Consider the following 22,634-nt stretch of genomic DNA (forward strand, 5'->3'; position numbering starts at 1 on the left):
AGTATGTCTGCAGAAAATGCATTGGTTACCATATTAACTGAAAAGCTAAGAACCGATAGTTTGCTGTTACCAACCTTACCTGAGGTGGCTTTACGTGTTCGGCGAACTGCCGATGACCCTGAAGTTAGCCTTGCCACTATGGCAGAGGTGATCAGCATGGATCCAGCTTTAGCTGCGCGCATGTTGCGTGTTGCCAATAGTGCATTTTTAGGCCGCTCGATTAAAGTGGGGACCTTAAGTCAGGCGGTGACCCGCATTGGTTTAAGTCAGATTAAAACCATTGCCACGGCCATGGCGATGGAGCAGCTATTTGTTTGTCAAAACAGCCATATTCAGCAGATGATGGATAAAGCATGGCGTGATACCGTGCAGGTTACCAGTGTTGCCGTGGCCTGCTTGAGTTATTATCGTTCGCAGCAGCGTAGTTGTAAGTTAAGCCTTGATGTGATGACGCTATCCGCTTTATTACACCATATCGGTCTACTGCCGATTTTAACGGAGGCAGAAAAGCACGAAGATGTTTTTGGCCACCCGGGATTTATGCGGCATGCTATGGTGAAGCTTTCACCACGAATTGGTTTGGCTATTATGAAAGCCTGGGGGTTTTCCGAGTTGTACCAGCAGGTAGTCGCTGAGTGGCAGGTGGCTAAAACGTCTGACTCGCCAGATTATACCGACTTTATCCGCATAGCGACCATCGTGAATAAAGCATTTCCAGAGGTTGAGCAGCAGCAGTTCTTGATGGGACAATACATTGAGCAAGGGCTGATCCCTGATGCAGATTTTATGCAGGAGCCGCTTATCGCCGCTGTTTATCAGGATGTGCGCTCTCTGTTTGCCTGAAGGCAAACGAGAGAGCATGACCGTACTTATGCTTTAAGGCGTTAAATCAGCGCTCGCACTGACTGAATCCGCCAATTGATCCAGACTTTCTGCCAGTGTTGAGCACATTAACAAGGTGTCTGCTGCTAAACGAGCTTCTTCATCTTCCCAGCCCAGCTCATCGTTATGGCCACTGATGCTGTCATGGTACTGAATGCCCTTGATACTGCCATCGTCACATACTTTCCAGCTCAGACGTTCATCTTGCTCCAGCTCAAGCCGGGTTACCAGCTTATCTTCCAGATGACTCTGTACATCGTCGGTGGTGAGAATGTGATTACTAAAACGAACTTTAGCACCTTCTTCATCCGGCGCTTTTAACTCTACTTCTGCCCCCAAGGTAAAGCCATTAGGCAATGCTTGATTCTGTAACCATAGTTGCAATTTGGCACTGAGTTTGTAGGGGTCCAGCCAAGGAAGTGCTGGCAGTGAGCCAAACGCTTTACGCAACAAAGCCAGCATATCTTCTGCTTTGCTGCTACTGCTGGTGTTGATTAAAATGCGCTGGTTTGTTTCATCGAAGCAAGCAAAGATAGTTTGCGAACGACTAAAAGCTCTTGGCAGCAGCTCGAAGGTCACGTCTTCTTTTAGGCTGTCTTTTTCTTTACGGCTTAAGGAGCGGCCTTTCTCTTGCTCCAATGCATCCAGCCGAGGCTGCATTTCATCTTGCACTACGGCGGCGGGCAAAATTTTCTCTTGTCGCTTTAAAGCAAAGAAAATAAATTGCTGATTCTGATAGCAGAAGTTTTGGGTCGACTCAAAAGGAGCGGTAAAACCGGAACTGGATGCTTGCTGGCCGGTACAGGGACTAAAGCGGAACTCTGCTAATGCTTGCTCCATGGCGTCAATGCTAAGTGTTAAAGGGGTATTTAATTGATAAACGCGAAGATTTTTAAACCACATAAAGATACTCTGAGACAACGGGAAAGTGGCCAGTATAACGTGAGCAAACGAGAAAGATAAACGCCCTAACCAAAATCAATGGTCATTTTTTCTGGGAAACCGAATGTGATAATGCAGGCCTTCACCAAGTTTACTCTGCACTTCTATACTGCCTTTCAAGGTTTGGCGCACAAGATTGTAGGTAATATGGGTGCCTAAACCGCTGCCTCCTAATTCACGTTTGGTGGTGAAAAAAGGATGAAATAATTTTTCAAGCTGTTCTTCCGTTAAGCCTTTACCATTATCACTGTAACGAATATCGACATAGTTCTCATCATCGACCACGGTAATGCGGATCTCTCCTTGTTCAATACCTTCAAAGCCATGGATCAATGAGTTCATCAGCAGATTGGTAAAAATCTGCGAAATCGCCCCCGCCGGGCAGGTCAGCTGTAGTTCAGCGGGACAGTTTATTTCGACTTGATGCTTGGTTTTTTTAAAGTGAGGTTGTAAGGAGCGAACCACTTCCTTTAAGTAGTGATCCAGCTGGATAGTTCGAATGGCTTCACTGGTTTGATCCACAGCAATTTGTTTAAAGCTCGCAATCAGATCTGAGGCACGACTAAGGTTGGTTTCCAGTAAGCTTGTTGTTTCGCTGGCTTCACCGATGAAGCGTTCCAAATGCTTTGGCGATAAGGTTTTCTCTTGGTAAGCGTGTTGTAATATCTGAATTTTTTCAGCTAAGAAACTGGTTGCGGTGACCCCAATGCCGACGGGTGTGTTGACCTCATGCGTGATACCGGCCACCAGACCGCCCAGAGCTGCCATTTTTTCAGATTGTACCAACCGATCTTGTGTTTGTTTTAAGTCCTCGACCAGATTTTCCAATTCAGTTTGTTTATTGCGAAGTGCATGCTCAATGTGACGGCGCCGCTCGATCTCTTCTTTGAGGCTTTGTTGTTTTGTTTCCAGTTGTTGTTTTTGTTGTTGTAAATCCATCATGGCCTGACTCAGGCCGGATGTCTTACGTGCCACTTCTTGTTCCAGTACCAGATTGTGCTGGTCAAGTTTCTCATTGCTGATCAGCAATTCCTTTTGTGTACTTTCCAACTCGGATTTGTAATCTTGCACCCGACGAATTAAACGGTTAAAGGCTGTGGCCATCACTCCCAGCTCAGAGCTGGTTTCTTGTTGCTTGGTAGAAATGTTGACGCCTTCGAGATGATCCATTTCCAAATCTTCAATCTGTTGCGTAAGCTGAGATAATGGTTCGGTTAAGTATTGGCGAAATGCAATTAAAAATAGAATGATAAGAAAAGTAGTTTTGAGCATGGCATTGCCGATGAGAAAGAAGATGCCTACTTTAATGCGATCAATAACAATTGCCCGGCTGGAGAACAAGGTGACATCACCAACCTGAGTAGCCCGACCAGAAAACTCAAAAATAAGTGGAAAGGTGTAGCCAAAAAGGCCGGATTGTTGCTCGGTAAGTTCAATACCTTCGCGCACTAACTGGGTGCCATGCCGTTCACTAATATCAACATGTCGGCCGAGCTGAGTAATGACAGTACCACTATCATCACGCACGATAATTCCTTCTACGGCAGGTATGGCAAGTAAGCCATCAGCGATAACCAATGCTTGCTGAGTATTCAGCTCCCATATGGCACGCGTCAGGCTACCAGAAAAGGTTTGTTGCAGTGTGGATAGTTCACTATTGATGTAGCGTTTAGTATTAAAGTACTCGGCACCAATTTGCGCTAGGGTGACTACAAATGTCAGAATAAAATAAACCGACAAAACTTTAGTCAATAATGTGCGAGACAAACCTTTTTGCTGCATAGATAACCTTTTTAAAACAGCGAATAAGTAGCGTGTTGTGTCCCATGCTATAACGCTGCAGGATGACGCTTCGTTTTAATTATAATATACGATACTTTCACGGTATTTTTTATGGTCTTCACTACTGCATTTAGCCATGCTTTATTCGACGGAATACGGGATGAAAGTATCTTTTGACTATAGCTTAATTTTCAGATATTTCGTTGAATTATTGATAAAGTATCAGACTTTGTGGTGGCTTGCATTGTATTTAGCTTCTGTATAGTATTCCAGCTAGGCTTGATGTAATAACACCAATAAGAAACGCATTTTATCAAGAGAACCGAACTCATGACCTTAAAGGCTTTGATTTGTGATGACTCTGTACTTGCACGTAAACAAGTCAAAAAGAGTTTACCTGAGGATTTCGATGCGGAGATCCTAACTGCTTCGAATGGCAATGAGGCCTTAGACGTTTTAGCACAGCATGAAATTGGGCTGGTTTTCCTCGATTTGACCATGCCTGAGCTGGATGGCGTTGGTGTATTGGAAGCGATAAAAGCCAGGCAACTTAAGTGCTTTGTCATCGTGATTTCTGCTGATATTCAGCCAGAAATGCAAAAGCGGGTCACTGAACTGGGTGCCTTGGCTTTTATCCAAAAGCCGGTAAACAGTGACAAGCTAGCTGTCATTTTACACCAGTATGGATTGATGTGATGGTCATATTGACGCCTGATCAACAAGATGCTTTGCAGGAGCTGATGAATGTTGCCATGGGCGGGGCCAGTGATCAGTTAGCGCGTTTTTTAAATACATTTATTCATTTACAGGTACCGGCAATACAGGTGGTCGAAGCTAGTTCAGTACCAGAGCAACTGGCGAGAATGTATGTCGATGATGATACCCGCCTGGTGAGCCAAGGCTTTATGGGATCAGCTGGTATTCAAGGCGAAGCCATGCTGCTGTACAAAATGGCCAGTACGCATCAGTTAGCGGGTATCCTCGGGTATCAGCAAGATGACACCAGTGAGTCGGAAATGCTGAGCGATATCAGCTCGATCCTGACCACCACTTTTTTAAACAGTTTATCCGCCCAACTTGACAGCAGTTTATCTTACAGTGCGCCTCGGTTACTGAGCTGCCAGCCTTCTGAATTAAAGCAGCGCCTGAAGGAGCTGTCAGAGCGTTGGACAGCCGCCTTGCAAGTGAATATTCATTATCAGGTAACTGATTATGCCTTTGATTGCGAAATGATTTTGTTGATCCCCGGCAGTGCTTTGGAAACCTTGCAACATCAGCTCGACCTCATTCTGCAGGAGTTCTGATGGATGCTCATTGGTTAGCCTTGCCAATCCTGAATCAGCTGAATAGCGGTGTGTTAGTTTTGACGACCGACTATACCATCAGTTACTACAACCAATTTATTGAGCGACGGCTTGGGGTACCTTTAGTCGAGGTACGAAATCGCTGTGTTTTTGATGTGTTTACTGACTTGCCTGAAGCCTGGTTAACACGCAAACTAGATAGTGTTATCGCGCTCAATGCCCCAACATTTAGCTCCTGGGAGCAGCGTCCTTATATCGTGAAACTGCCTCATTTGCGGCCTGTCAGTGGCGGCACTGATTACATGATGCAAAATTGCACCATGTTGCCGCTACAGCATCCAAAAACGAAAGAGACCTTTGTTTGTCTATTGATTGAGGATGCGACCGATGTCAGCATCTATCAGCAAGAGTTACAGCAAAACATGCTGGCTCTGAAACAAGCCAACCGGCTGGATGGGCTGACCAAGGTGCTAAACCGTGCCCATTGGGAGGATTTACTGCAAACTGAGCTGCTACGGGCCAAACGCTATCAGCAACCTTTATCGCTGATCCTGTTTGATTTGGATAAATTCAAACAACTCAATGACGACTATGGGCATCTTGGTGGTGACTTTGTGTTGATTGAGTTGGCCAGTTTTATTCAAAGCTTGTTGCGGGAGTCGGATTATCTTGGCCGTTATGGTGGGGAAGAGTTTGGCATTATTCTGCCGAATACAGCGTTGCAAGGTGCATCGGACGTTGCTGAACGAGTATGCAAGGCGGTGGCAGAACATAAGATGCTATTCAATCAGCAACAGATACGAGCCACCATCAGCCTGGGGGTTGCCGAGTTGAATACGCATCGCCATAAAGACGCGCATGACATGTTGCAATGTGCCGATATTGCTTTGTATGTGTCGAAGCGACAAGGACGCAATCGAAGCACCAAGTACCGCGAGCAGTTGCAAGACTTCGTACAAAAAGTAAATCCGTAAGATTGGCCGTTAACTATTGACAGACGTCTACAAGTCCGTGCATTATGGTGTCTATGAAAAAAATACTGACTCTCACCACGACCATTATTATTACCACCACCCTAACGGGGTAGGAGGTCGGTGGTGCATTGTCATCTGAAAACCCGTGACCTCATCCGTCACGGGTTTTTTGTTAAAGGGCATTAGACCCTATGACTCAACCAGGTCCAATAACAATATCGCAAACACGTTGAATGAATTCAGGAGTAAAACATGCGAGTGCTAAAATTTGGGGGATCGTCATTGGCGTCGATTGCACGCTTTCAGGATGTTGCCGCCATTGTCGCAGACACCGCCTCGGAAACGGACCTTTGTCTGGTATTATCAGCCCCGCAGGGGGTGACCAACTTACTGGTTGAGTTAACTGATTTAGCTTATATGGGGGCAGAGTATCAGGATTTACTAGGTAACCTGCAACAACGCTATCAGCACTTGCTGACGGATGCCACTGCCATTGTAGGCCACGAATTGCTGGAACCTGCGCGTCTGGTGATGGATCAACAAATGACCTTGTTGCAGCAGCGACTGCAAGGTGTGCAATTGTTAAAGCATTGCCCGGATCACATCAAGGCACAGTTGCTTGGTTTGGGTGAGCAATTTAGTGTCACTTTGATGCAGGCACTGTTGCAGGCGAAAGCCCTTTCTGTAGTTCTGTTGTCTGCAGCTGAGTGTATCCGCAGCGAGGGTGACTACCTGAATGCCTCGGCAGATATTGCCAGCTCTGAAAAGGCACTCAAAGCGGCACTGGCCCGTCAGGCAGCTCAAGTGTATCTGTTGGCTGGTTTTGTTTCTAGCAATGCGCAGGGTGAGCTTTGCCTGCTGGGCCGAAATGGTTCGGACTATTCTGCGGCAATTGCGGCGGCGAGTATTCAGGCGGCATCCTGTGAAGTCTGGACTGATGTGGATGGCGTCTTCAGTGCTGACCCTCGTCAGGTCAAGCAAACCCAGCTGATTGAGCGTTTGTCCTACGATGAAGCCATGGAACTTTCTTATTTTGGTGCCAAAGTGCTGCACCCTAAAACCATTGGCCCTTTGGCTCGGTTTTCGATTCCCTGCTACATTAAGAACACGCTGAACCCACAAGCGGAAGGAACCTGTATTGCGGCTGAAGGCGGTGGTGACTCCTTGGTTAAAGGCATTTCCAGTTTGCAGCATCTCGCATTGATCACGGTATCAGGACCTGGTCTCAAAGGCGTCGTGGGTATGGCAAGCCGAGTGTTTGCTACCATGGCGCGCTCGCATATTTCGGTGAATTTGATTACTCAATCATCATCTGAGTTCAGCATCAGTTTTTGTGTTCCCCAAGTGCACTTAACGGCAGCTCAGAAAGCGCTGGAGTCAGAGTTTGAACTGGAACTACAAGGCAGTTTGTTGCGACCATTGGATATTTCAGCTGATATGGCCATCGTTAGTCTGGTTGGGGATGGCATGCGACAGCATCGTGGGGTTGCTGCCAAGTTTTTTGCCTCTTTGGCACAGGCACGTGTCAATGTGGTGGCGATTGCTCAAGATAGCAGTGAGCGCTCTATTTCAGCCGTGGTCGCGCAGTCTGCTTGCCAGGATGCGGTGAAGGTTTGCCACGAGAACTTCTTTAGTCATGTGCCTAGTATCGATGTATTTTTAGTTGGTTGCGGTGTGGTCGGGGCAGAATTATTGGCTCAGATTGAACGGCAGCAAGGTTTTCTACAACAGCGTCATGTGAAATTAAAAGTCTATGGCATTGCAAATAGCACGCAGTTGTTATTGCAACCGGAGGGCGTTGATTTATCTGATTGGCAACAACAGCTCAGTGCGAGTCAACAAACATTCTCTTTGGCGACATTGAATCAGTTTGTGCAACAGCAACATTTGATTAATCCCGTGCTGATTGATTGCACCAGCTCTGAGGTGATCGCTGCTCAGTATGCTGATTTTTTAGCGGCCGGTTTTCATGTGGTGACGCCGAATAAAAAAGCAAATACCGCCAGCATGGCATACTACCGCCAGCTACGGCAGACAGCGCAGCAGCACCGTCGGCGTTTCTTGTATGAAACCACCGTAGGGGCTGGGTTGCCGGTCATTGATACCTTGCAAGGCCTGTTGAATGCAGGTGATGAGTTATTGGCTTTCGAAGGCATTTTATCGGGCTCACTCTCCTATATTTTTGGTATGTTGGAGCAGGGCATGAGTTTGTCTGAGGTGACCTTAAAAGCCAAAGCGATGGGCTTTACCGAACCGGATCCACGTGATGATTTATCTGGTATGGATGTGGCTCGTAAGTTACTGATTATGGCTCGTGAATTTGGCTTAGAGCTAGAGCTGGATCAAGTTCGTGTTGAGTCTGTATTGCCCGCTGATTTTGATGCCAGTGGCAGCATAGATGATTTTCTGGCTCGTTTACCGCAAGCTGATGCTAGCTTTGCCAGGCGAGTTGAGGCAGCGCAAGCTGAAGGCAAGGTTCTGCGATACATTGGTGAGATCCGTGATGGTCAATGCCAGGTTGCGATCAAAGCATTGGCACCCGATCATCCGCTAGCAAAAGTAAAGGATGGCGAGAATGCGCTGGCGATCCACAGCCGTTACTATCAGCCTATTCCATTTGTATTGCGAGGCTATGGGGCTGGTGCGGCGGTGACTTCAGCAGGCGTATTTAGCGATGTGTTGCGGACCTTGTCCTGGCAGCAGGAGGTGTGAGGCGCTATGGCTACTTATTTTGCTCCGGCGTCTGCCGGTAATTTCAGCGTCGGCTTTGATCTGCTTGGCGCTGCTTTTGCACCTATAGATGGCTCCTTACTGGGTGATAAACTTGAGATCTGCGGTGAGCAGGCCGTTACTCAGCTTCGTATCACCGGGCGATATCGACATCAACTGCCAGAAGATAGCAGTGATAACCTGGTGTTACGTTGTTACCAGCTTTTTCAGCAGCGGATCGGACGATCGTTACCCGGGTTGGCTCTTCATTTGCACAAAGAGTTACCGGTAGGTAGTGGCTTGGGATCGAGTGCTTGTTCTATCGTGGTGGCATGTTATGCTTTTAATCATTATTTTAACCAGCCGCTCAGTCCACAAGCCTTATTGCAGTTGATGGCGGAAGCTGAGGGTGGCGTCAGTGGCTCGGTGCATTACGATAATGTTGCTCCCTCCTATTTAGGTGGTTTGCAATTGATGCTACCAGAAAGCAAAACCTTATGCCGCAGCTTGCCTTGGTTTGAGCATTGGCGAGTGGTACTGAGCTATCCTGGTACGGTTCTTTCGACCAAAGCCGCCCGAGCCGCGATCCCTGCACAATTGGAGCTGGCAACCAGCATTCAGTTTGCCGCTGGCCTCAGTCGTTTTGTATCTGCGCTTTATTGTCAGGATGAAGCGGATGCGTTAGCTGCATTGCAGGACGTGATCGCTGAACCTGCCCGAGCTTTACTAATGCCAGAGTTGCCATCCATCCGTCAGGCATTGACTGAGCTTGGTGTGGCTCATGTTGGTATCTCTGGTGCAGGCCCGACAGTGTTTGCCCTGTGTCAGACGGATGCTCAAGCAGAAGATGCTGCACGCTATCTGGCTATGAATTATGCCAAAAATCAGGATGCCATGACGCATATTTGTCGATTATCCCCGAATGGCGCACAAGTGCTAAAGGATGAAACCCATGCAGTTAGTTAATTTAAAAGTTCCTGAGGAACAAGTTCAATTTCTTGAAGCCGTTCGTACTGGTTTGGGCCAGCAGCAAGGCTTATTTTTCCCAACGCACTGGCCTCAGTTGGATTGTGATACTTTGTTAGCACTGCCTCTGGTGGAGCGTAGTACCAGGATTATGCACGCGTTATTTGGCGATGAATTGCCGCTAACACAGATTCAGCAGATGATCGATCAGGCGTTTACCTTTCCTGCGCCTTTGCAGCGGGTGAAAGGGGAGCTGTATTGTCTCGAGTTATTCCATGGCCCAACGTTAGCATTTAAAGATTTTGGTGCTCGTTTTATGGCGCAGGCGCTGGCCAAAGCGCAGCAACAAGAGCGAGTGACCATTGTTACGGCAACTTCAGGCGATACCGGCGCTGCAGTGGCGCAGGCCTTTTACCGTCAGCCCGGTGTTCAAGTTGTGATCCTTTACCCTAAGGGAAAAATCAGTAGCTTGCAGGAAAAGCTGTTTTCCACCTTGGGTGAGAACATTACTACGCTAGCGGTAGATGGTGACTTTGATCAATGTCAGGCACTGGTGAAACAGGTATTTGATAATCAAGCTCTGGTGAAGCAGTTGAATATCAATTCGGCCAATTCGATCAATATCAGCCGTTTGTTGGCACAGGTCTGTTATTACTTTGAAGCAATGGCTCAGGTACCAGCAGAGCGGCGCAAGGATGTGGTGTTTGCCGTGCCGAGCGGTAACTTTGGCAATGTCACTGCCGGGTTAATTGCCAAAGCCATGGGCTTGCCTTTTAAGCGAATGGTGGCTGCAACCAACATCAATGATACGGTGCCACGTTATTGGCGTGATGGTGCCTGGCAACCCAACCTGACACAAGCGACATTGTCGAATGCGATGGATATCAGTTCTCCAAATAATTGGCCTCGCGTCGAAGCGTTATTACAGCAGGGCGTGATTTCGCGGGCTGAGCTGGAAGCGGTTGCTGTGGATGAAGATGATACGCAGCTGGGCATGCGCCAACTGGCAGCAGATGGCTATGTCAGTGAGCCTCATGCCGCCGTTGCCTATAAAGCGTTAAAGCGAAGCTTGCAACCTGATGAAGTAGGAATTTTTCTTGGTACGGCGCATCCGGCTAAGTTTAAAGAGCAAGTGGAGAATATTTTAGGCTGCCCGATTGCATTGCCGCCAGTATTGGCCAAATGCCAGGGAGAGACCAGTCTGAGCATTGATATCGCGGCAGATTTCTCCGCATTAGCGCAGGTCCTGCAAACGTTGGATTCCCATGCTTGATTGGCAGCAGGTGATAGGTGCTGAAAAGCAGCAGCCTTACTTTCAACGCATTCTTGCACAAATTAAGCAAGACCGAGCAGCTGGGCAGGTGATCTACCCAGCTGATAGCGAGATGTTTAATGCGTTCAAGTTCACGCCTTTTTCGCAGTTGAAAGTCGTGCTGTTGGGGCAAGATCCTTACCATGGGCCCAATCAGGCGCATGGCCTGGCTTTTTCGGTCCGGCCTGGCGTGGCGATCCCGCCATCGCTACGTAATATGTACAAAGAGCTGGCGCAGGAGTACAGCGGCTTTCAGCCACCTAAGCATGGTTGTTTGCAAGCATGGGCAGAGCAGGGGGTACTGTTGTTGAATACCGCTTTATCTGTGGTGGCTAATCAAGCCAACTCGCACCGTGATCTAGGCTGGGAGCAATTTACCGATCAGGTCATTACTGCTGTTAGCCAGCAGGCTGAACATGTGGTCTTCTTGCTGTGGGGCGCGCATGCTGGCCGCAAAGCCCGGTTGATCGACGCCACTAAACATACGATATTGACGGCACCACATCCATCGCCATTATCTGCCCATCGCGGTTTTATTGGTTGCAATCACTTTCGTGATACCAATGCCGCTCTGGTAGCCCACGGGCAAAGCACCATAGACTGGCAGCTACCAGCTATAGGTGAACTTTGACAAGGCCAGGCAGATGACACCTAGAACCAGAGCTAACCTGGATTAGCTCTTACAAAAAATGCCCACATCGTGAGATATGGGCATTTTTGTTAAAATAATTCAATGTCATCCAGTTCTGGTTCGATGGTCCAGTCCATATCGGCCAGTTCACGCTTTAACCGCTGTCGCTCTTTCATGGCTTCAATTTCACGCCATTTACGCTTGCCCGTGCTACGGGCTTTTTGCGCTGGTCGCTCCAACATATTCAGTAAGTCTTCGAAGCTTTCCATTTAAGCTGCCTCTCTGATGTTGTTGTTATTTTCAACAAAGGTGTACCATAGCGAGAGACAAAAATAAAGCGAAAACGTGACAGTATGATGACATTTTAGCCATTCTGGTGACTGGTCAGATGTCCTCGCATGATGGCGATCAGTTGGTTGGTTGAGCTATCAAACTGGGGATGCTCGTTTTTACTCAACGTTTGGTAGATAGGACCCGATAACTGCTTACCTAACTCAACACCCCATTGATCGAACGAGTTGAGCTGCCATATTGCGCCCTGACAAAATACTTTATGCTCATACAAGGCGATCAAAGCTCCCAGATAGTAAGGGGACAGTTCGGGCAGCAGGAGCGTGTTGCTGGGTTTATTACCCGGAGACGCCTTGTGCGGTGCTAATGTGGCTGCTTGTTGCGGTGTCATGCCTTGTTGCAGACATTCAGCTGTCGCTTCAGCAACGGTTTTTCCTTGCATCAGGGCCTGTGTTTGCGCAAAGCAATGCGCGGCCAGTCGAAGTTGGTGATCTGGCTGCTGATGTTGAGGTTTGGCCGCCAGAATAAAATCAGCTGGGATCAGCTGCTGGCTTTGATGCAAGAGTTGATGGTAGGCGTGCTGGCCATTGGTGCCTGCATCGCCCCAAATGACCGGAGCGGTGGCATAGGGCAGCAGATTGCCTTGATGATCCACTTGCTTGCCATTGCTTTCCATATCCAGTTGTTGCACATAAGATGGCAGCAGGCGCAGATAATGATTGTATGGCAGTAGTGCCTGACTCTGACAACCCATGCCATTGATATACAACACTCCAAGCAAGGCCAAAGTCACTGGCATACTGGTTGCTAAATCGGCCTCTAAGAAGTGCTGATCCATAGCATGAGCACCAGCCAGAAAAGCATTAAATTGTGCCATACCCAATTGCAAAGCCAAGGGCAAACCTATGGCCGACCAAATGGAGTAGCGGCCTCCAACCCAATCCCACATTGGCAGGATATGCTCCGGTTGAATGCCAAACTCAGCAGCGGCCTCGATATTTGAACTAGTTGCCCAAAAGTGCAATGCAATCGCTTTTTTATCGGCCCCTGATTGTGTGAACCAATGGCGAAGGCTTAACGCATTCTGCCGGGTTTCTTCCGTACCAAAAGACTTTGAAGCCACCACCACCAGGCTGGTTTCAGGATCCAAATCCTGACAGATATCACTGACAACGGCACCATCGATGTTGCCGGCAAAATGGATCCGTACGGGGCTTTTGCTAAATGGACGTAATGCTTCACAGGTCATTTGTGGGCCCAGTAAAGAGCCGCCAATCCCCACCCAAATCAGATCTGTGATGGCTTTGCCGGTGTACCCGAGGTAGCTGCCTTGGTGCAATTGATTGACTAGCGCTGTCATCCTATCGCGACAACGAAGAATATCAGCAGCTAAGGCTTGATCGGTCAGCTGCTTAATGGCTGCATCCGGTAAACGCAATTGCATATGGCCGACGCTGCGTTGCTCGGTATGATTGATAGCCTCACCAGCCAACATGCGTTGTCGCAATGGTAAGATATCACTCTGCTTTGCCAGTGCCTGCAGTGAGGCCCAGCGTTGATCATTGATCAGGTTTTTGGAGTAATCTAATGAAATACCGCAGGCTTGCAATTGATAACGACGAGCACGCTTAGGATCATCGGCAAATGCCTGACGAAGTGAAAAAGGTTGTGCTGCCAGTTGCTGTAGCTCTGACCACTGGGGGCTCATTGTCTTACTCCTTTTAGTGAAACCATTTGGGTATAATAAACCCGTCTGAATTAAGCCGTTAATTGAGATTGGATCAGTTGTTCAAGTTTGCGTTGGTCGGCTGCAAATTTGCGGATCCCTTCAGCCAGTTTTTCGGTGGCCATTGCATCTTCATTCATGGCCCAGCGGAACTCAGCCTCAGTCATGACGGCTGGCACAGCCTTTGTCGCGCCTTGGTCATGCAGGTGTACAGTGAGTTTACTCTCGTGCTGTTCAAGTTCAGTCAATAAAGCCGGACTAATGGTTAGGCGATCGCAGCCCGCCAAGGCCAGTACTTCACCAATGTTTCGGAAGCTGGCACCCATGACGATGGTTTTATAGCCATGATCTTTGTAGTAGCGATAAATATCTCGTACTGACAACACTCCGGGATCGGTTTCCGCCGTGTAATCCTCGCCAGTGTGTGCTTTATACCAATCGAGAATGCGTCCGACAAAAGGAGAAATCAGATACGCATTGGCTTCTGCACATGCGATGGCCTGTGCTTTGTGAAATAGTAATGTCAGGTTGCACTGAATGCCTTCTTGTTCCAGCACACGTGCTGCCTGAATACCTTCCCAGGTCGATGCAATTTTAATCAGTACACGATCAGCGCCAATACCATTTTCGCGGTACATGGCGATCAATTGCCGTGCTTTGGCAATAGTGGCATCACGGTCAAAGGATAAGCGAGCATCTACTTCAGTTGAAACTCGCCCAGGTACCAGCTTGCTGATGGCGGTACCCACTTCAACAGCAAACTTATCAGATGCTAATGCGATTTGCTGATTCGATTCTGCATGCTGCTGCGCATAGTTGATTGCTGATGCCAGCAGGTCTTTGCTAAACTCTTGCTGACTGGCATTTAACAACAGTGATGGATTGGTGGTAGCATCAACAGGACGAAATTGAGCGATTGATGCCAGGTCGCCGGTGTCGGCAACTACGGTAGTAACTGCTTTTAACTGTTCAAGTAGTGTGCTCATATTGTTTAATTACCATCAAATATGCCGAATAATCATTTTTTCAGCGTTTATCATAAATAAATGTAGGAAAATTACAACATTATTCCTGCAGCATTCCAAGAATGGCGGTGAGTAAACTGATTGCACGGCCAGACTGAACTAACTATAGTGCCATAACAGTACAAAGGCGTGAATCGATAACCTTAGCCTGGAAACGTTACACAGGATGTCCATGATTTTCCAAAGCAGTTTTTATCAAAGTAAACGAATCTTATTGGTCGACGATTGTGAGCCGGTCAGAGCTTCCATTCGTGGCATGTTACAACAGATAGGTTTCGAACACATTACTGTTGTATCCGATGCCAGCGCTGCCATTAGTAAGGCAGAATTACACTCGTTTGATTTTATTGTAGCTGACTTTCAGTTAGGTGATGGACTGGATGGGTTTCAGCTCTTTAGTGAGCTTAAAAAGCGGGAGTTGATTAAGTTAAATTGTTGCGTAACGTTGATCAGTGCAGAATCCATTCGCATGCCGGTATTAGGGATGCTGGAGCGGCAACCGGATTGTTTTATACTTAAACCTTTCACTTACATGACGCTAGAGAAGCGATTGGCCCGGGCGGTGCAACAGCGGATGGCGTTTCGTAAGGTCTATCAGGCCATTCAACAACGCCAGCCTGAGCAAGCGATTGAGTTGAGTGAGCAGTTGGTCAAAGATAGTCCGCTTCATGCGTTGCATGCGCTTCGCTTGAAAGGGGAGTTATTGTTGCAACACCATCAGCCAGACAAAGCTACCAAACTGTATCAACAAATTTTACAAAAACGTCAGTTGAGCTGGGCTGCATTAGGGTTGGCCATTGCCAGTATGCAAGCAGGACAGTTGGATGAAGCCGAGTACAGCTTGCTTGAGCTGAGTAAGCAAGAAGACACTCGCTCTGAAGCATTGGATTGGCTAATCCGGCTGTATCTACAGCAAAATAATACAGCGCAAGCATTAGAAGTGAGCTACGAATTAGGTCGTGCTTTGCCTCGTCAGGCACTTGCCATGCAAGTGCAAACTTATATACATACGCTCTGCGGTCAAGTGGATGATGCGATACGAGGCTGGACGAAAATAAGCCAGCAGGTTCGTTACAGTTCATTGGATTCTGCTCAGCATTATTTAAACCCAGCCCGGCTGTGGCTAACACACTTACAGCAAAGCAAATCATTACAACCTGGTCAGCAACTGTCTAAAGCGGAAGAGTGCCTGCAGCAGCTGCCCAAGCGCTTCCAAACGGATGAGCTTCAGCTTGAGCTGCAATGGCTACAAGCCAGAATTGCTGTGTTGCAAGGCGATCCGGTACCGGCACAGCAAGCGGTTGCATCGGCAACACCAGAACATTTAGCACAACTACCGATGGAAGCTGTGATGGACTTGGCAATGTTGCAGCTGGCGCTTGGCGACACGAAGCAGCACGAACTAGTATTGCAACAACTTACGCAGGCTAGAGTCGATCCCTCATTGATAGGCGCCTTGCAACAGCAGTACAGTCAGCATGCTATGCAGCAAGGTAAGGTTCTGCGTCAGAAAATAAAACAACAGATGCAAAAAGGGCAAGATGATTATCGACAGCAAGCGTATAACCATGCTTTTAGTCGGTTATGGCAAAGCTTTTTGTACATGCCAGCTAATATGAGTTTAGCCTTGAGCTTATGGCAAACGCTGGCACAGTTACCCTATGCCAGTAGTCTGCAACATGCGGTGTTACTTATCGCCCAACTGCTGCAATCTGCGACATTACAAGGTGCAAATCAGCAGCGCTTTGTTTCGGTGTATCAGAAACTGGCGGTGCCCTATAAATTGCCACAGTTAAATGGCAGCACTGCAAATTCAGCAAGTTAAATCCTCTTTTTTATCGGAAGGACAGATAATAATGTTAATGGTGATTTCCCCGGCAAAAGATCTAGATATGGAGCGCAAGGCGCCAGTTACCGATTACACTCAGGCGGATTTATTGCCTCAAAGTGAACAATTGATCGAGGTGTGTCGCGAATTGACGCCGTTGGATATTGCTAAGCTAATGAAGCTGAGTGATAAATTAGCTGGCTTAAATGCCGCCCGCTTTAGTGACTGGCAGCTGCCTTTTACGCCCGATAATGCCAGCGCAGCACTCTATGCGTTTAATGGCGATGTCTATCAGGGACTCGATGCTGCCAGCTTGTCTGCCGATGAGTTGCATTACGCGCAACAGCATTTACGGATTTTAAGCGGCTTGTATGGTGTGCTCCGACCGCTGGATTTAATGCAGGCCTATCGGCTGGAAATGGGCACCCGCCTGGAGACTGCTGCGGGAAAAAACCTGTATGAGTTCTGGCAAGAGCGCATTACCGATCATTTGAATCAGCAACTGGATGTATTGAATACTGACCTGTTACTGAATTTGGCTTCACAGGAGTACTTTAAAGCGGTCAAGCCTGCGAAGCTGAATGGCACAGTGATTAACGTGCAGTTTAAAGATTGGAAAAATGATCGCTATAAAATCATTAGCTTTTATGCCAAAAAGGCCCGTGGTTTGATGGCACGCTATGTGATTGAACATCAAGTCAGCTCGGTATCGCAGTTAAAAGCATTTGATCGCGCTGGTTATTGCATCAATGAAGAGGCTTCCAGTGATACTGAGCTGCTATTCCAGCGTGAACAAGTGGCTTGAATACTGACAATCGAGTACACTAGCGCCCTTTTTGTCAGCGGCAGAGTTGAGTCAACGGATGAAGTTTCCAGGCCATCGAAAAATAAAACACTATTTCCCGGTATCTGCTCCTAAGCCTGAGTTACCTCGATTTGAGGTAGATCCAGCACTGGATACCTATGTGGTCGGTCTGGATCAAGTTATTGTTGATGTCGTGGCCAAAGTCAGTGATGAGTTTTTGCAGCGCTATGGTATCGGCAAAGGGTTATCCAATTTGGTTGAGCATCAGCAGGCTGATGCCATTTATCAGGAATTACTGCATTGTCAGGCGATTTCTGATCATTTTGCTGGTGGCACCATTGGTAATACTATTCACAACTACTCAGTTTTGGCCGATGACAAGTCGGTATTGCTGGGTGTGATGTCGGCCAATATTACTTTGGGCTCACCAGCCTATCATTATTTATGTCATACCAGCAGCAAAGTCGATCTGAATCATTTGCATGGCGTGGCAGGCGACATTGGCCGTGGGATCACGCTGATCACGCCTGATGGCGAGCGTACCTTTGTGATTGATCCCGGTGACATGGATCAATTGACGCAGACGTCTATTCCGGCCGATTTGGTGACCAATGCATCTGCTTTGGTGCTGAGTGCTTATCCGCTTCGAGCCACTGGCCAACCCATCATTGCTGCTATGCAGCATAGTTTAGAGCTTGCGAATCAACAGCAGGTGCCGGTAGTGATGAGTTTGGGCACCCGACATCTGGTCGAAGAGTTACGAACGACCATTCAGCAGACGGCTGAACATCATATTCAAATTTTAGCGATGAACGAACAGGAAGCGGAAGCCCTGACCGGATTGTCTGAGCCTTTGCTGGCGGCAGAGAAAATTCTGGATTGGGTTGATATGGTGCTGATTACCGCAGGAGCTGAGGGGCTTTACTTGTGTGGTTATACCGATGCTTCGGTGCAACGTGAGACCACGCATCCTATTAAATCAGGGGCATTAGCCGACTTTAATCGCTATGAGTTCAGCCGGCCCATGCTGCGACGCGATTGTCAGCAACCGGTGAAGGTTTATTCGCACATTGATCCCTACATGGGTGGCCCTGAGCGTATCGCGAATACCAATGGTGCAGGTGACGGGGCACTGGCTGCTGTACTGCACGATATGGCTGCCAACCACCACCACCGACAGCTACAACCACTGTCCAGCAAGCATGAACTGCCTTATCTTTGTTACTCCTCCTTTGCCCAGATCTGTAAGTACGCCAACCGGGTGAGCTATGAAATCTTAGTGCAATATGCCTCACGACTGAGTAGAGGCTTGCCTGAGCGCGAAGATAGTCTGGAAGAGGCCTATTGGGAACGTTAACTTTTAGTTGCTGTTTATCTGGTGATTGGTTAACGTGGTAGCTAGCCTGATTGCTGCGAGGATACTGCCATGGATCTAGACAAGCTTGAAAAGTTAAATGCATTAAAAGAAAAGGGTATTTTAACGGAGCAGGAGTTTACTGAGCAAAAGCAAAAGCTGCTTAACCAACCAACAACTAGTTTCGAGCAGATCATGGAGAATAGCTATAATTACTCCATGTTGATGCACTTAGCTCAGTTTTGTGCCTTTATACTACCTTTTTTGGGTTGGGTCCTGCCTTTAGTGATGTGGATACTGAAAAAAGATGATGACTACATCGATCAGCAAGGCAAGGTCATTTTCAATTGGGTTTTAAGTGTGTTGGTGTATTTCTTTATCGCTTTGACACTAACGATGATTCTGATCGGCATTCCAATGTTATTTGCTCTTGTTATATGCTCCATTGTATTTACCATTATAGGTGCTTTGAAAGCAAAAGAGGGTATCGTCAAAAACTATCCACTAGCTATCCGCTTTTTTCGGGTCGAAGAAAGTGAACCTACCTTTGATTGATGAAAAAAAAGTTTTATGCACCCAAACCAGAGCGCTAGTCTTATAGACTCTGGTTTTTCTTTAGTTTGAACTGCATCTTCATTCAGTCGTTTTGCATCTTATGGTACTCGCCAAACGTTGTCGTGTCTGGGGTGCTTGGCGTCGGCAGTAAAACTTGCTATAACAGTTTTGGATGGCTTTACTTCTAGAGTATATATACTAATCTAATGGGTAAGGTTTGCACTGGTACGAGGTGCGTGACAGAGATACTCTTCTGTGGCGACTCCCTATAAAATACCATACAACAAAGTACCGTTTTGCAGTCCCGCCATACATAGCCGATAGTGAACATTTTTGCACCCTACAACTGTTTAGGAACTGAACATCATGTCCGATTTTAGAGAGCAAGCACTCAAATACCACGCTGAACCTACCCCAGGAAAAATCAGCATTGAAATCAGCAAACCAGCTGAAACGGTTCGCGACTTAGCGCTGGCATACAGCCCAGGCGTTGCTGAGCCAGTACGCTGCATTGCTGAAAATCCGGATGATGTCTATAAATACACGGCCAAAGGAAACTTAGTAGCAGTGATCTCTAATGGCACGGCCATTTTAGGGTTGGGTAACCTTGGCCCTATGGCGTCTAAGCCAGTGATGGAAGGTAAGGCCTTATTGTTTAAGCGCTTTGCTAACCTTGATTCGATTGATATTGAAGTGAGCCACCGCACCACTGAAGAATTTATCAATACGGTCGCCAATATTGCTGATACCTTCGGCGGGATCAATTTAGAAGATATCAAAGCACCAGAATGTTTTGAAATCGAGAAAGAGCTGATTAAACGCTGTAACATCCCTGTCTTTCATGACGATCAGCATGGTACGGCCATTGTTACCGCCGCAGGTATGTTGAATGCATTAGAAATTCAGGGCAAAGATATTGCCGATGCCACTATCGTGTGCATGGGAGCAGGGGCTGCAGCTATCGCCTGTATGGAACTACTGATCAAGTGTGGTGCCAAGCGCGAGTATATTTATATGCTGGACCGTAAAGGCGTGATCCATACCCGTCGAGACGATTTGAACGAATACAAGCAGCTCTTTGCTAACAATACCGATAAACGGACACTGGAAGATGCGTTGCAAGGTGCTGATGTTTTTGTTGGAGTATCAGGGCCTGATGTCTTACCGCCAGAAGCATTAAAGTTGATGGCAGAAAAGCCCGTAATTTTTGCTTGTTCCAACCCGGATCCGGAAATTAAACCTGAACTGGCTCACGCCACCCGTAAGGATATTATTATGGCCACAGGGCGTTCTGATTACCCTAACCAGGTCAATAATGTATTGTGCTTTCCATTTATTTTCCGCGGTGCTCTGGATGTGCGCGCCAGTGAAATTAATGATGAGATGAAAATTGCTGCGGTGCATGCCATTCGAAGCATTGCCAAGGAGCCAGTACCAGAGTCGGTGTTGAAAGCGGCAGAGGTAAGCTCACTGGTGTTTGGTCCTGAGTACATTATTCCAAAACCGATGGATCCACGGTTGTTACCTCGGGTCTCAAAAGCGGTGTCAGATGCGGCGATTGCATCAGGAGTGGCCAGAATTAAACGTGCTGACGTGTAGAACGGCGCATTAAATCAAGCTTTGCTGTCAAGACAAAAAACCGCAGTGGCTTTAAACACTGCGGTTTTTTATGTTTTTTATTGCCACTTTAAGGCTGATTTATTCTTCTGCATCATCGGCTTCGATGATTACTGGGATAGGTTTACCCATTTGAGTCAGAATGTCACGGACCTCTTGCGGGATTTGGTGAGGGCTGTCTTTGCGTAGATCCTCATCAGTTGGCAATGGCTGGCCAGTAAATGCATGCAAAAAGGCTTCGCACAGCAGCTCACTATTGGTAGCATGACGCAGGTTGTTGACCTGACGACGCGTACGCTCATCGGTTAAAACTTTTAATACATTCAAAGGGATAGATACGGTAATTTTTTTTACTTGTTCTGATTTTTTACCGTGCTCTGCATAGGGATGAATGTACTCACCATTCCATTTAGCCATAACAATACCTTGTAGTTGTTGTTGTCGAGTGCTGAATCACCAATAAAGAAATCCATAGCGCCTTGGTGACAGCAAGTGCCGAAATTTTAACTCTTTCTGACCCACAGTCAAATAGTGGTACAGAAATAACTCGCTTATACGAAGCTTACCAGAGAAAAGTTTTGACATCGCCGCTTATCTGGTTATACTTTTAGACGTCTAAACATCTAAGTGTAATTATGAGGTCTGTCATGACACAACGTCAATTTGCTACCATTGCTGCCAGAGCGGGTATTGCACAAGATACTGCACATGAAGCCGTGACTCCACCGTTGTATCTGACGACGACCTATCGTTTAAAAGCGTTAGGGCAAGCTGGCCCATACGATTACAGCCGTTCCAACAATCCAACACGAGATCTGTTAGCTGAAGCCTTGGCTGAGCTTGAAGGGGGGAGCAAGGCGATTGTCACAAATACAGGCATGTCGGCTTGTGTGCTCGCACTGCAGTTGTTGACGCCAGAAGATACTCTGGTGATACCGCATGATTGTTATGGTGGTAGCTATCGATTGTTTACCAATCTGGCTGAGCGTAAGCGTAGTTTTAAACTGGAAATTATCAACTTTCAGCAACCGGACTGGCAGCAGCGTATTCAGGCGATTAAGCCCGCGATGATTTGGTTGGAAACGCCAAGCAACCCACTGTTGCAGATCACCGATATTAAAGCTGCCTGCGTGCTTGCGAAGCAACTGAGCGCGCTTGTAGTGGTGGATAACACCTTTTTATCACCTTTATTGCAGCAGCCTTTGGCGTTAGGCGCCGATATCGTGGTGCATTCAACCACCAAATACATTAATGGTCATAGTGATGTGGTAGCAGGTGCTTTAATTTGCGCCGATCAAACGCTCGGTGATGAACTTAAATGGTGGGCCAACTGTCTGGGTATCACTGGTGGCGCGTTTGATGCGTACTTAACCTTGCGTGGGCTGCGAACCTTGTTACCCAGAATGCAACAACATCAGCGCAACGCAGAGCAGGTGGTGGCTTATTTGCAGCAACAGCCTTTGGTGAGCAAGGTGTATTACCCTGGTCTGGTTGATCACCCCGGGCATGCGATTGCCAGGCAGCAACAGCAAGGGTTTGGCGCCATGCTAAGTTTTGACTTGGCGGTTGAACCTGCTCAGTTGCCGGTATTCCTCGATGCGTTGCAATGCTTTACTCTGGCGCAATCCTTGGGTGGTATTGAAAGCTTAATTTGTCATCCAGGTAGCATGACGCACGCATCCATGAGTGCAGAAGCTCAGCAGGTGGCAGGTATAGGTCCGACATTACTGCGTTTGTCCGTTGGTATTGAAGCCATTGATGACTTATTGGCTGATTTAGATGCTGCTTTTCAGCAATTAGCGGCCTCTGTCAACACGAACGCGTCGGATGCTGCCGATCACAAGCCAGGGACGACAGCCGCCAGCCCATCAAGCGACCATGCTGACTCGGCCGAATGCCGCTTGAATCCGGCATTAACTGCTTTATGGTGA

At 47.5% G+C, this 22,634-nt stretch carries 20 protein-coding genes; 14 read left to right on the plus strand and 6 right to left on the minus strand.

Features of this window, described 5'->3' with window-relative positions:
* Positions 1-3 precede the first annotated feature (3 nt).
* Positions 4-843 carry an HDOD domain-containing protein gene (locus tag Q3O60_RS13775; RefSeq protein WP_305894520.1) on the plus strand — a complete coding sequence of 280 codons (840 nt, stop codon included), beginning with the start codon at positions 4-6 and terminating at the stop codon, positions 841-843.
* A gap of 33 nt (positions 844-876) precedes the next feature.
* Here Q3O60_RS13775 and Q3O60_RS13780 read toward each other — a convergent pair whose 3' ends face one another.
* Together Q3O60_RS13780 and Q3O60_RS13785 are read right to left on the minus strand one after the other, a co-directional pair.
* Complete coding sequence (locus Q3O60_RS13780; protein ID WP_305894521.1) at positions 877-1,785, minus strand: recombination-associated protein RdgC; 909 nt, start codon at positions 1,783-1,785, stop codon at positions 877-879.
* Positions 1,786-1,860: 75 nt separating this feature from the next.
* Positions 1,861-3,606, minus strand: a complete 1,746-nt coding sequence (locus tag Q3O60_RS13785) for an ATP-binding protein (protein WP_305894522.1) — start codon at positions 3,604-3,606, stop codon at positions 1,861-1,863.
* Between the two features lie 330 nt (positions 3,607-3,936).
* Here Q3O60_RS13785 and Q3O60_RS13790 point away from each other — a divergent pair, with 330 nt between their 5' ends.
* From Q3O60_RS13790 to ung, 7 genes are all read left to right on the plus strand, one after another.
* Entirely contained in the window at positions 3,937-4,302 is a 366-nt protein-coding gene (locus Q3O60_RS13790; RefSeq protein ID WP_305894523.1) for a response regulator, read from the plus strand.
* On the plus strand, positions 4,302-4,910 hold the full coding sequence (locus Q3O60_RS13795) for a chemotaxis protein CheC (protein ID WP_305894524.1): 609 nt from the start codon (positions 4,302-4,304) through the stop codon (positions 4,908-4,910). The genes Q3O60_RS13790 and Q3O60_RS13795 overlap by 1 nt, the downstream gene beginning before the upstream one ends.
* Positions 4,910-5,884, plus strand: a complete 975-nt coding sequence (locus Q3O60_RS13800; protein WP_305894525.1) for a sensor domain-containing diguanylate cyclase — start codon at positions 4,910-4,912, stop codon at positions 5,882-5,884. Before Q3O60_RS13795 ends, Q3O60_RS13800 begins: the two co-directional genes overlap by 1 nt.
* 252 nt (positions 5,885-6,136) lie before the next feature.
* A complete protein-coding gene (thrA, locus tag Q3O60_RS13805; protein WP_305894526.1) occupies positions 6,137-8,596 on the plus strand; it encodes a bifunctional aspartate kinase/homoserine dehydrogenase I in 2,460 nt (819 codons plus the stop codon).
* A gap of 6 nt (positions 8,597-8,602) precedes the next feature.
* Positions 8,603-9,559 carry a homoserine kinase gene (thrB, locus tag Q3O60_RS13810; RefSeq protein ID WP_305894527.1) on the plus strand — a complete coding sequence of 319 codons (957 nt, stop codon included), beginning with the start codon at positions 8,603-8,605 and terminating at the stop codon, positions 9,557-9,559.
* Positions 9,546-10,832, plus strand: coding sequence for a threonine synthase (thrC, locus tag Q3O60_RS13815; protein WP_305894528.1), 1,287 nt, complete (start codon positions 9,546-9,548; stop codon positions 10,830-10,832). The genes thrB and thrC overlap by 14 nt, the downstream gene beginning before the upstream one ends.
* Positions 10,825-11,502 (plus strand): uracil-DNA glycosylase, encoded by a 678-nt coding sequence (gene ung, locus Q3O60_RS13820; protein WP_305894529.1) that lies wholly within the window; start codon positions 10,825-10,827, stop codon positions 11,500-11,502. The genes thrC and ung overlap by 8 nt, the downstream gene beginning before the upstream one ends.
* 89 nt (positions 11,503-11,591) lie before the next feature.
* On the opposite strand, the gene Q3O60_RS13825 is transcribed toward ung, so the two are convergent.
* The 3 genes from Q3O60_RS13825 to tal form a co-directional block, all read right to left on the minus strand.
* Positions 11,592-11,771, minus strand: coding sequence for a DUF3545 family protein (locus tag Q3O60_RS13825; protein ID WP_228589426.1), 180 nt, complete (start codon positions 11,769-11,771; stop codon positions 11,592-11,594).
* Between the two features lie 95 nt (positions 11,772-11,866).
* Positions 11,867-13,501 (minus strand): glucose-6-phosphate isomerase, encoded by a 1,635-nt coding sequence (pgi, locus tag Q3O60_RS13830; RefSeq protein WP_305894530.1) that lies wholly within the window; start codon positions 13,499-13,501, stop codon positions 11,867-11,869.
* A 50-nt stretch (positions 13,502-13,551) separates the two neighbouring features.
* On the minus strand, positions 13,552-14,505 hold the full coding sequence (gene tal, locus Q3O60_RS13835) for a transaldolase (protein WP_305894531.1): 954 nt from the start codon (positions 14,503-14,505) through the stop codon (positions 13,552-13,554).
* Between the two features lie 211 nt (positions 14,506-14,716).
* Here tal and Q3O60_RS13840 point away from each other — a divergent pair, with 211 nt between their 5' ends.
* The 5 genes from Q3O60_RS13840 (at position 14,717) to Q3O60_RS13860 (ending at position 20,685) form a co-directional block, all read left to right on the plus strand.
* Positions 14,717-16,369, plus strand: a complete 1,653-nt coding sequence (locus tag Q3O60_RS13840; RefSeq protein ID WP_305894532.1) for a response regulator — start codon at positions 14,717-14,719, stop codon at positions 16,367-16,369.
* Positions 16,370-16,400: 31 nt separating this feature from the next.
* Positions 16,401-17,177, plus strand: a complete 777-nt coding sequence (gene yaaA / locus Q3O60_RS13845) for a peroxide stress protein YaaA (protein WP_305894533.1) — start codon at positions 16,401-16,403, stop codon at positions 17,175-17,177.
* A gap of 58 nt (positions 17,178-17,235) precedes the next feature.
* Positions 17,236-18,534, plus strand: a complete 1,299-nt coding sequence (locus tag Q3O60_RS13850) for an inosine/guanosine kinase (RefSeq protein ID WP_305894534.1) — start codon at positions 17,236-17,238, stop codon at positions 18,532-18,534.
* 69 nt (positions 18,535-18,603) lie between these two features.
* Positions 18,604-19,086 carry a magnetosome magnetite crystal formation protein family gene (locus Q3O60_RS13855; protein WP_305894535.1) on the plus strand — a complete coding sequence of 161 codons (483 nt, stop codon included), beginning with the start codon at positions 18,604-18,606 and terminating at the stop codon, positions 19,084-19,086.
* 366 nt (positions 19,087-19,452) lie between these two features.
* On the plus strand, positions 19,453-20,685 hold the full coding sequence (locus Q3O60_RS13860) for a malic enzyme-like NAD(P)-binding protein (protein WP_305894536.1): 1,233 nt from the start codon (positions 19,453-19,455) through the stop codon (positions 20,683-20,685).
* 99 nt (positions 20,686-20,784) lie between these two features.
* Here Q3O60_RS13860 and metJ read toward each other — a convergent pair whose 3' ends face one another.
* The gene (gene metJ / locus Q3O60_RS13865; RefSeq protein WP_305894537.1) at positions 20,785-21,120 is read right to left on the minus strand and encodes a met regulon transcriptional regulator MetJ; all 336 of its coding nucleotides are present in this window, start codon (positions 21,118-21,120) and stop codon (positions 20,785-20,787) included.
* Between the two features lie 230 nt (positions 21,121-21,350).
* Between metJ and metB the strand changes: the two genes are divergently transcribed.
* Positions 21,351-22,634: a cystathionine gamma-synthase gene (gene metB, locus Q3O60_RS13870; RefSeq protein WP_305894538.1), complete on the plus strand. Its 1,284-nt coding sequence runs from the start codon at positions 21,351-21,353 to the stop codon at positions 22,632-22,634.

It is taken from the genome of Alkalimonas collagenimarina (assembly GCF_030717845.1).
GTDB lineage: Bacteria > Pseudomonadota > Gammaproteobacteria > Enterobacterales > Alteromonadaceae > Alkalimonas > Alkalimonas collagenimarina.

Coding starts and splice junctions, on each gene's coding strand:
- thrA (WP_305894526.1), top strand. CDS start 6,137: ATGCGAGTGCTAAAATTTGGGGGATCGTCATTGGCGTCGATTGCACGC.
- metJ (WP_305894537.1), bottom strand. CDS start 21,120: ATGGCTAAATGGAATGGTGAGTACATTCATCCCTATGCAGAGCACGGT.
- Q3O60_RS13825 (WP_228589426.1), bottom strand. CDS start 11,771: ATGGAAAGCTTCGAAGACTTACTGAATATGTTGGAGCGACCAGCGCAA.
- pgi (WP_305894530.1), bottom strand. CDS start 13,501: ATGAGCCCCCAGTGGTCAGAGCTACAGCAACTGGCAGCACAACCTTTT.
- Q3O60_RS13780 (WP_305894521.1), bottom strand. CDS start 1,785: ATGTGGTTTAAAAATCTTCGCGTTTATCAATTAAATACCCCTTTAACA.
- thrC (WP_305894528.1), top strand. CDS start 9,546: ATGCAGTTAGTTAATTTAAAAGTTCCTGAGGAACAAGTTCAATTTCTT.
- Q3O60_RS13840 (WP_305894532.1), top strand. CDS start 14,717: ATGATTTTCCAAAGCAGTTTTTATCAAAGTAAACGAATCTTATTGGTC.
- ung (WP_305894529.1), top strand. CDS start 10,825: ATGCTTGATTGGCAGCAGGTGATAGGTGCTGAAAAGCAGCAGCCTTAC.
- Q3O60_RS13800 (WP_305894525.1), top strand. CDS start 4,910: ATGGATGCTCATTGGTTAGCCTTGCCAATCCTGAATCAGCTGAATAGC.
- Q3O60_RS13795 (WP_305894524.1), top strand. CDS start 4,302: ATGGTCATATTGACGCCTGATCAACAAGATGCTTTGCAGGAGCTGATG.
- Q3O60_RS13775 (WP_305894520.1), top strand. CDS start 4: ATGTCTGCAGAAAATGCATTGGTTACCATATTAACTGAAAAGCTAAGA.
- Q3O60_RS13785 (WP_305894522.1), bottom strand. CDS start 3,606: ATGCAGCAAAAAGGTTTGTCTCGCACATTATTGACTAAAGTTTTGTCG.
- Q3O60_RS13860 (WP_305894536.1), top strand. CDS start 19,453: ATGTCCGATTTTAGAGAGCAAGCACTCAAATACCACGCTGAACCTACC.
- Q3O60_RS13790 (WP_305894523.1), top strand. CDS start 3,937: ATGACCTTAAAGGCTTTGATTTGTGATGACTCTGTACTTGCACGTAAA.
- metB (WP_305894538.1), top strand. CDS start 21,351: ATGACACAACGTCAATTTGCTACCATTGCTGCCAGAGCGGGTATTGCA.
- yaaA (WP_305894533.1), top strand. CDS start 16,401: ATGTTAATGGTGATTTCCCCGGCAAAAGATCTAGATATGGAGCGCAAG.
- Q3O60_RS13855 (WP_305894535.1), top strand. CDS start 18,604: ATGGATCTAGACAAGCTTGAAAAGTTAAATGCATTAAAAGAAAAGGGT.
- Q3O60_RS13850 (WP_305894534.1), top strand. CDS start 17,236: ATGAAGTTTCCAGGCCATCGAAAAATAAAACACTATTTCCCGGTATCT.
- tal (WP_305894531.1), bottom strand. CDS start 14,505: ATGAGCACACTACTTGAACAGTTAAAAGCAGTTACTACCGTAGTTGCC.
- thrB (WP_305894527.1), top strand. CDS start 8,603: ATGGCTACTTATTTTGCTCCGGCGTCTGCCGGTAATTTCAGCGTCGGC.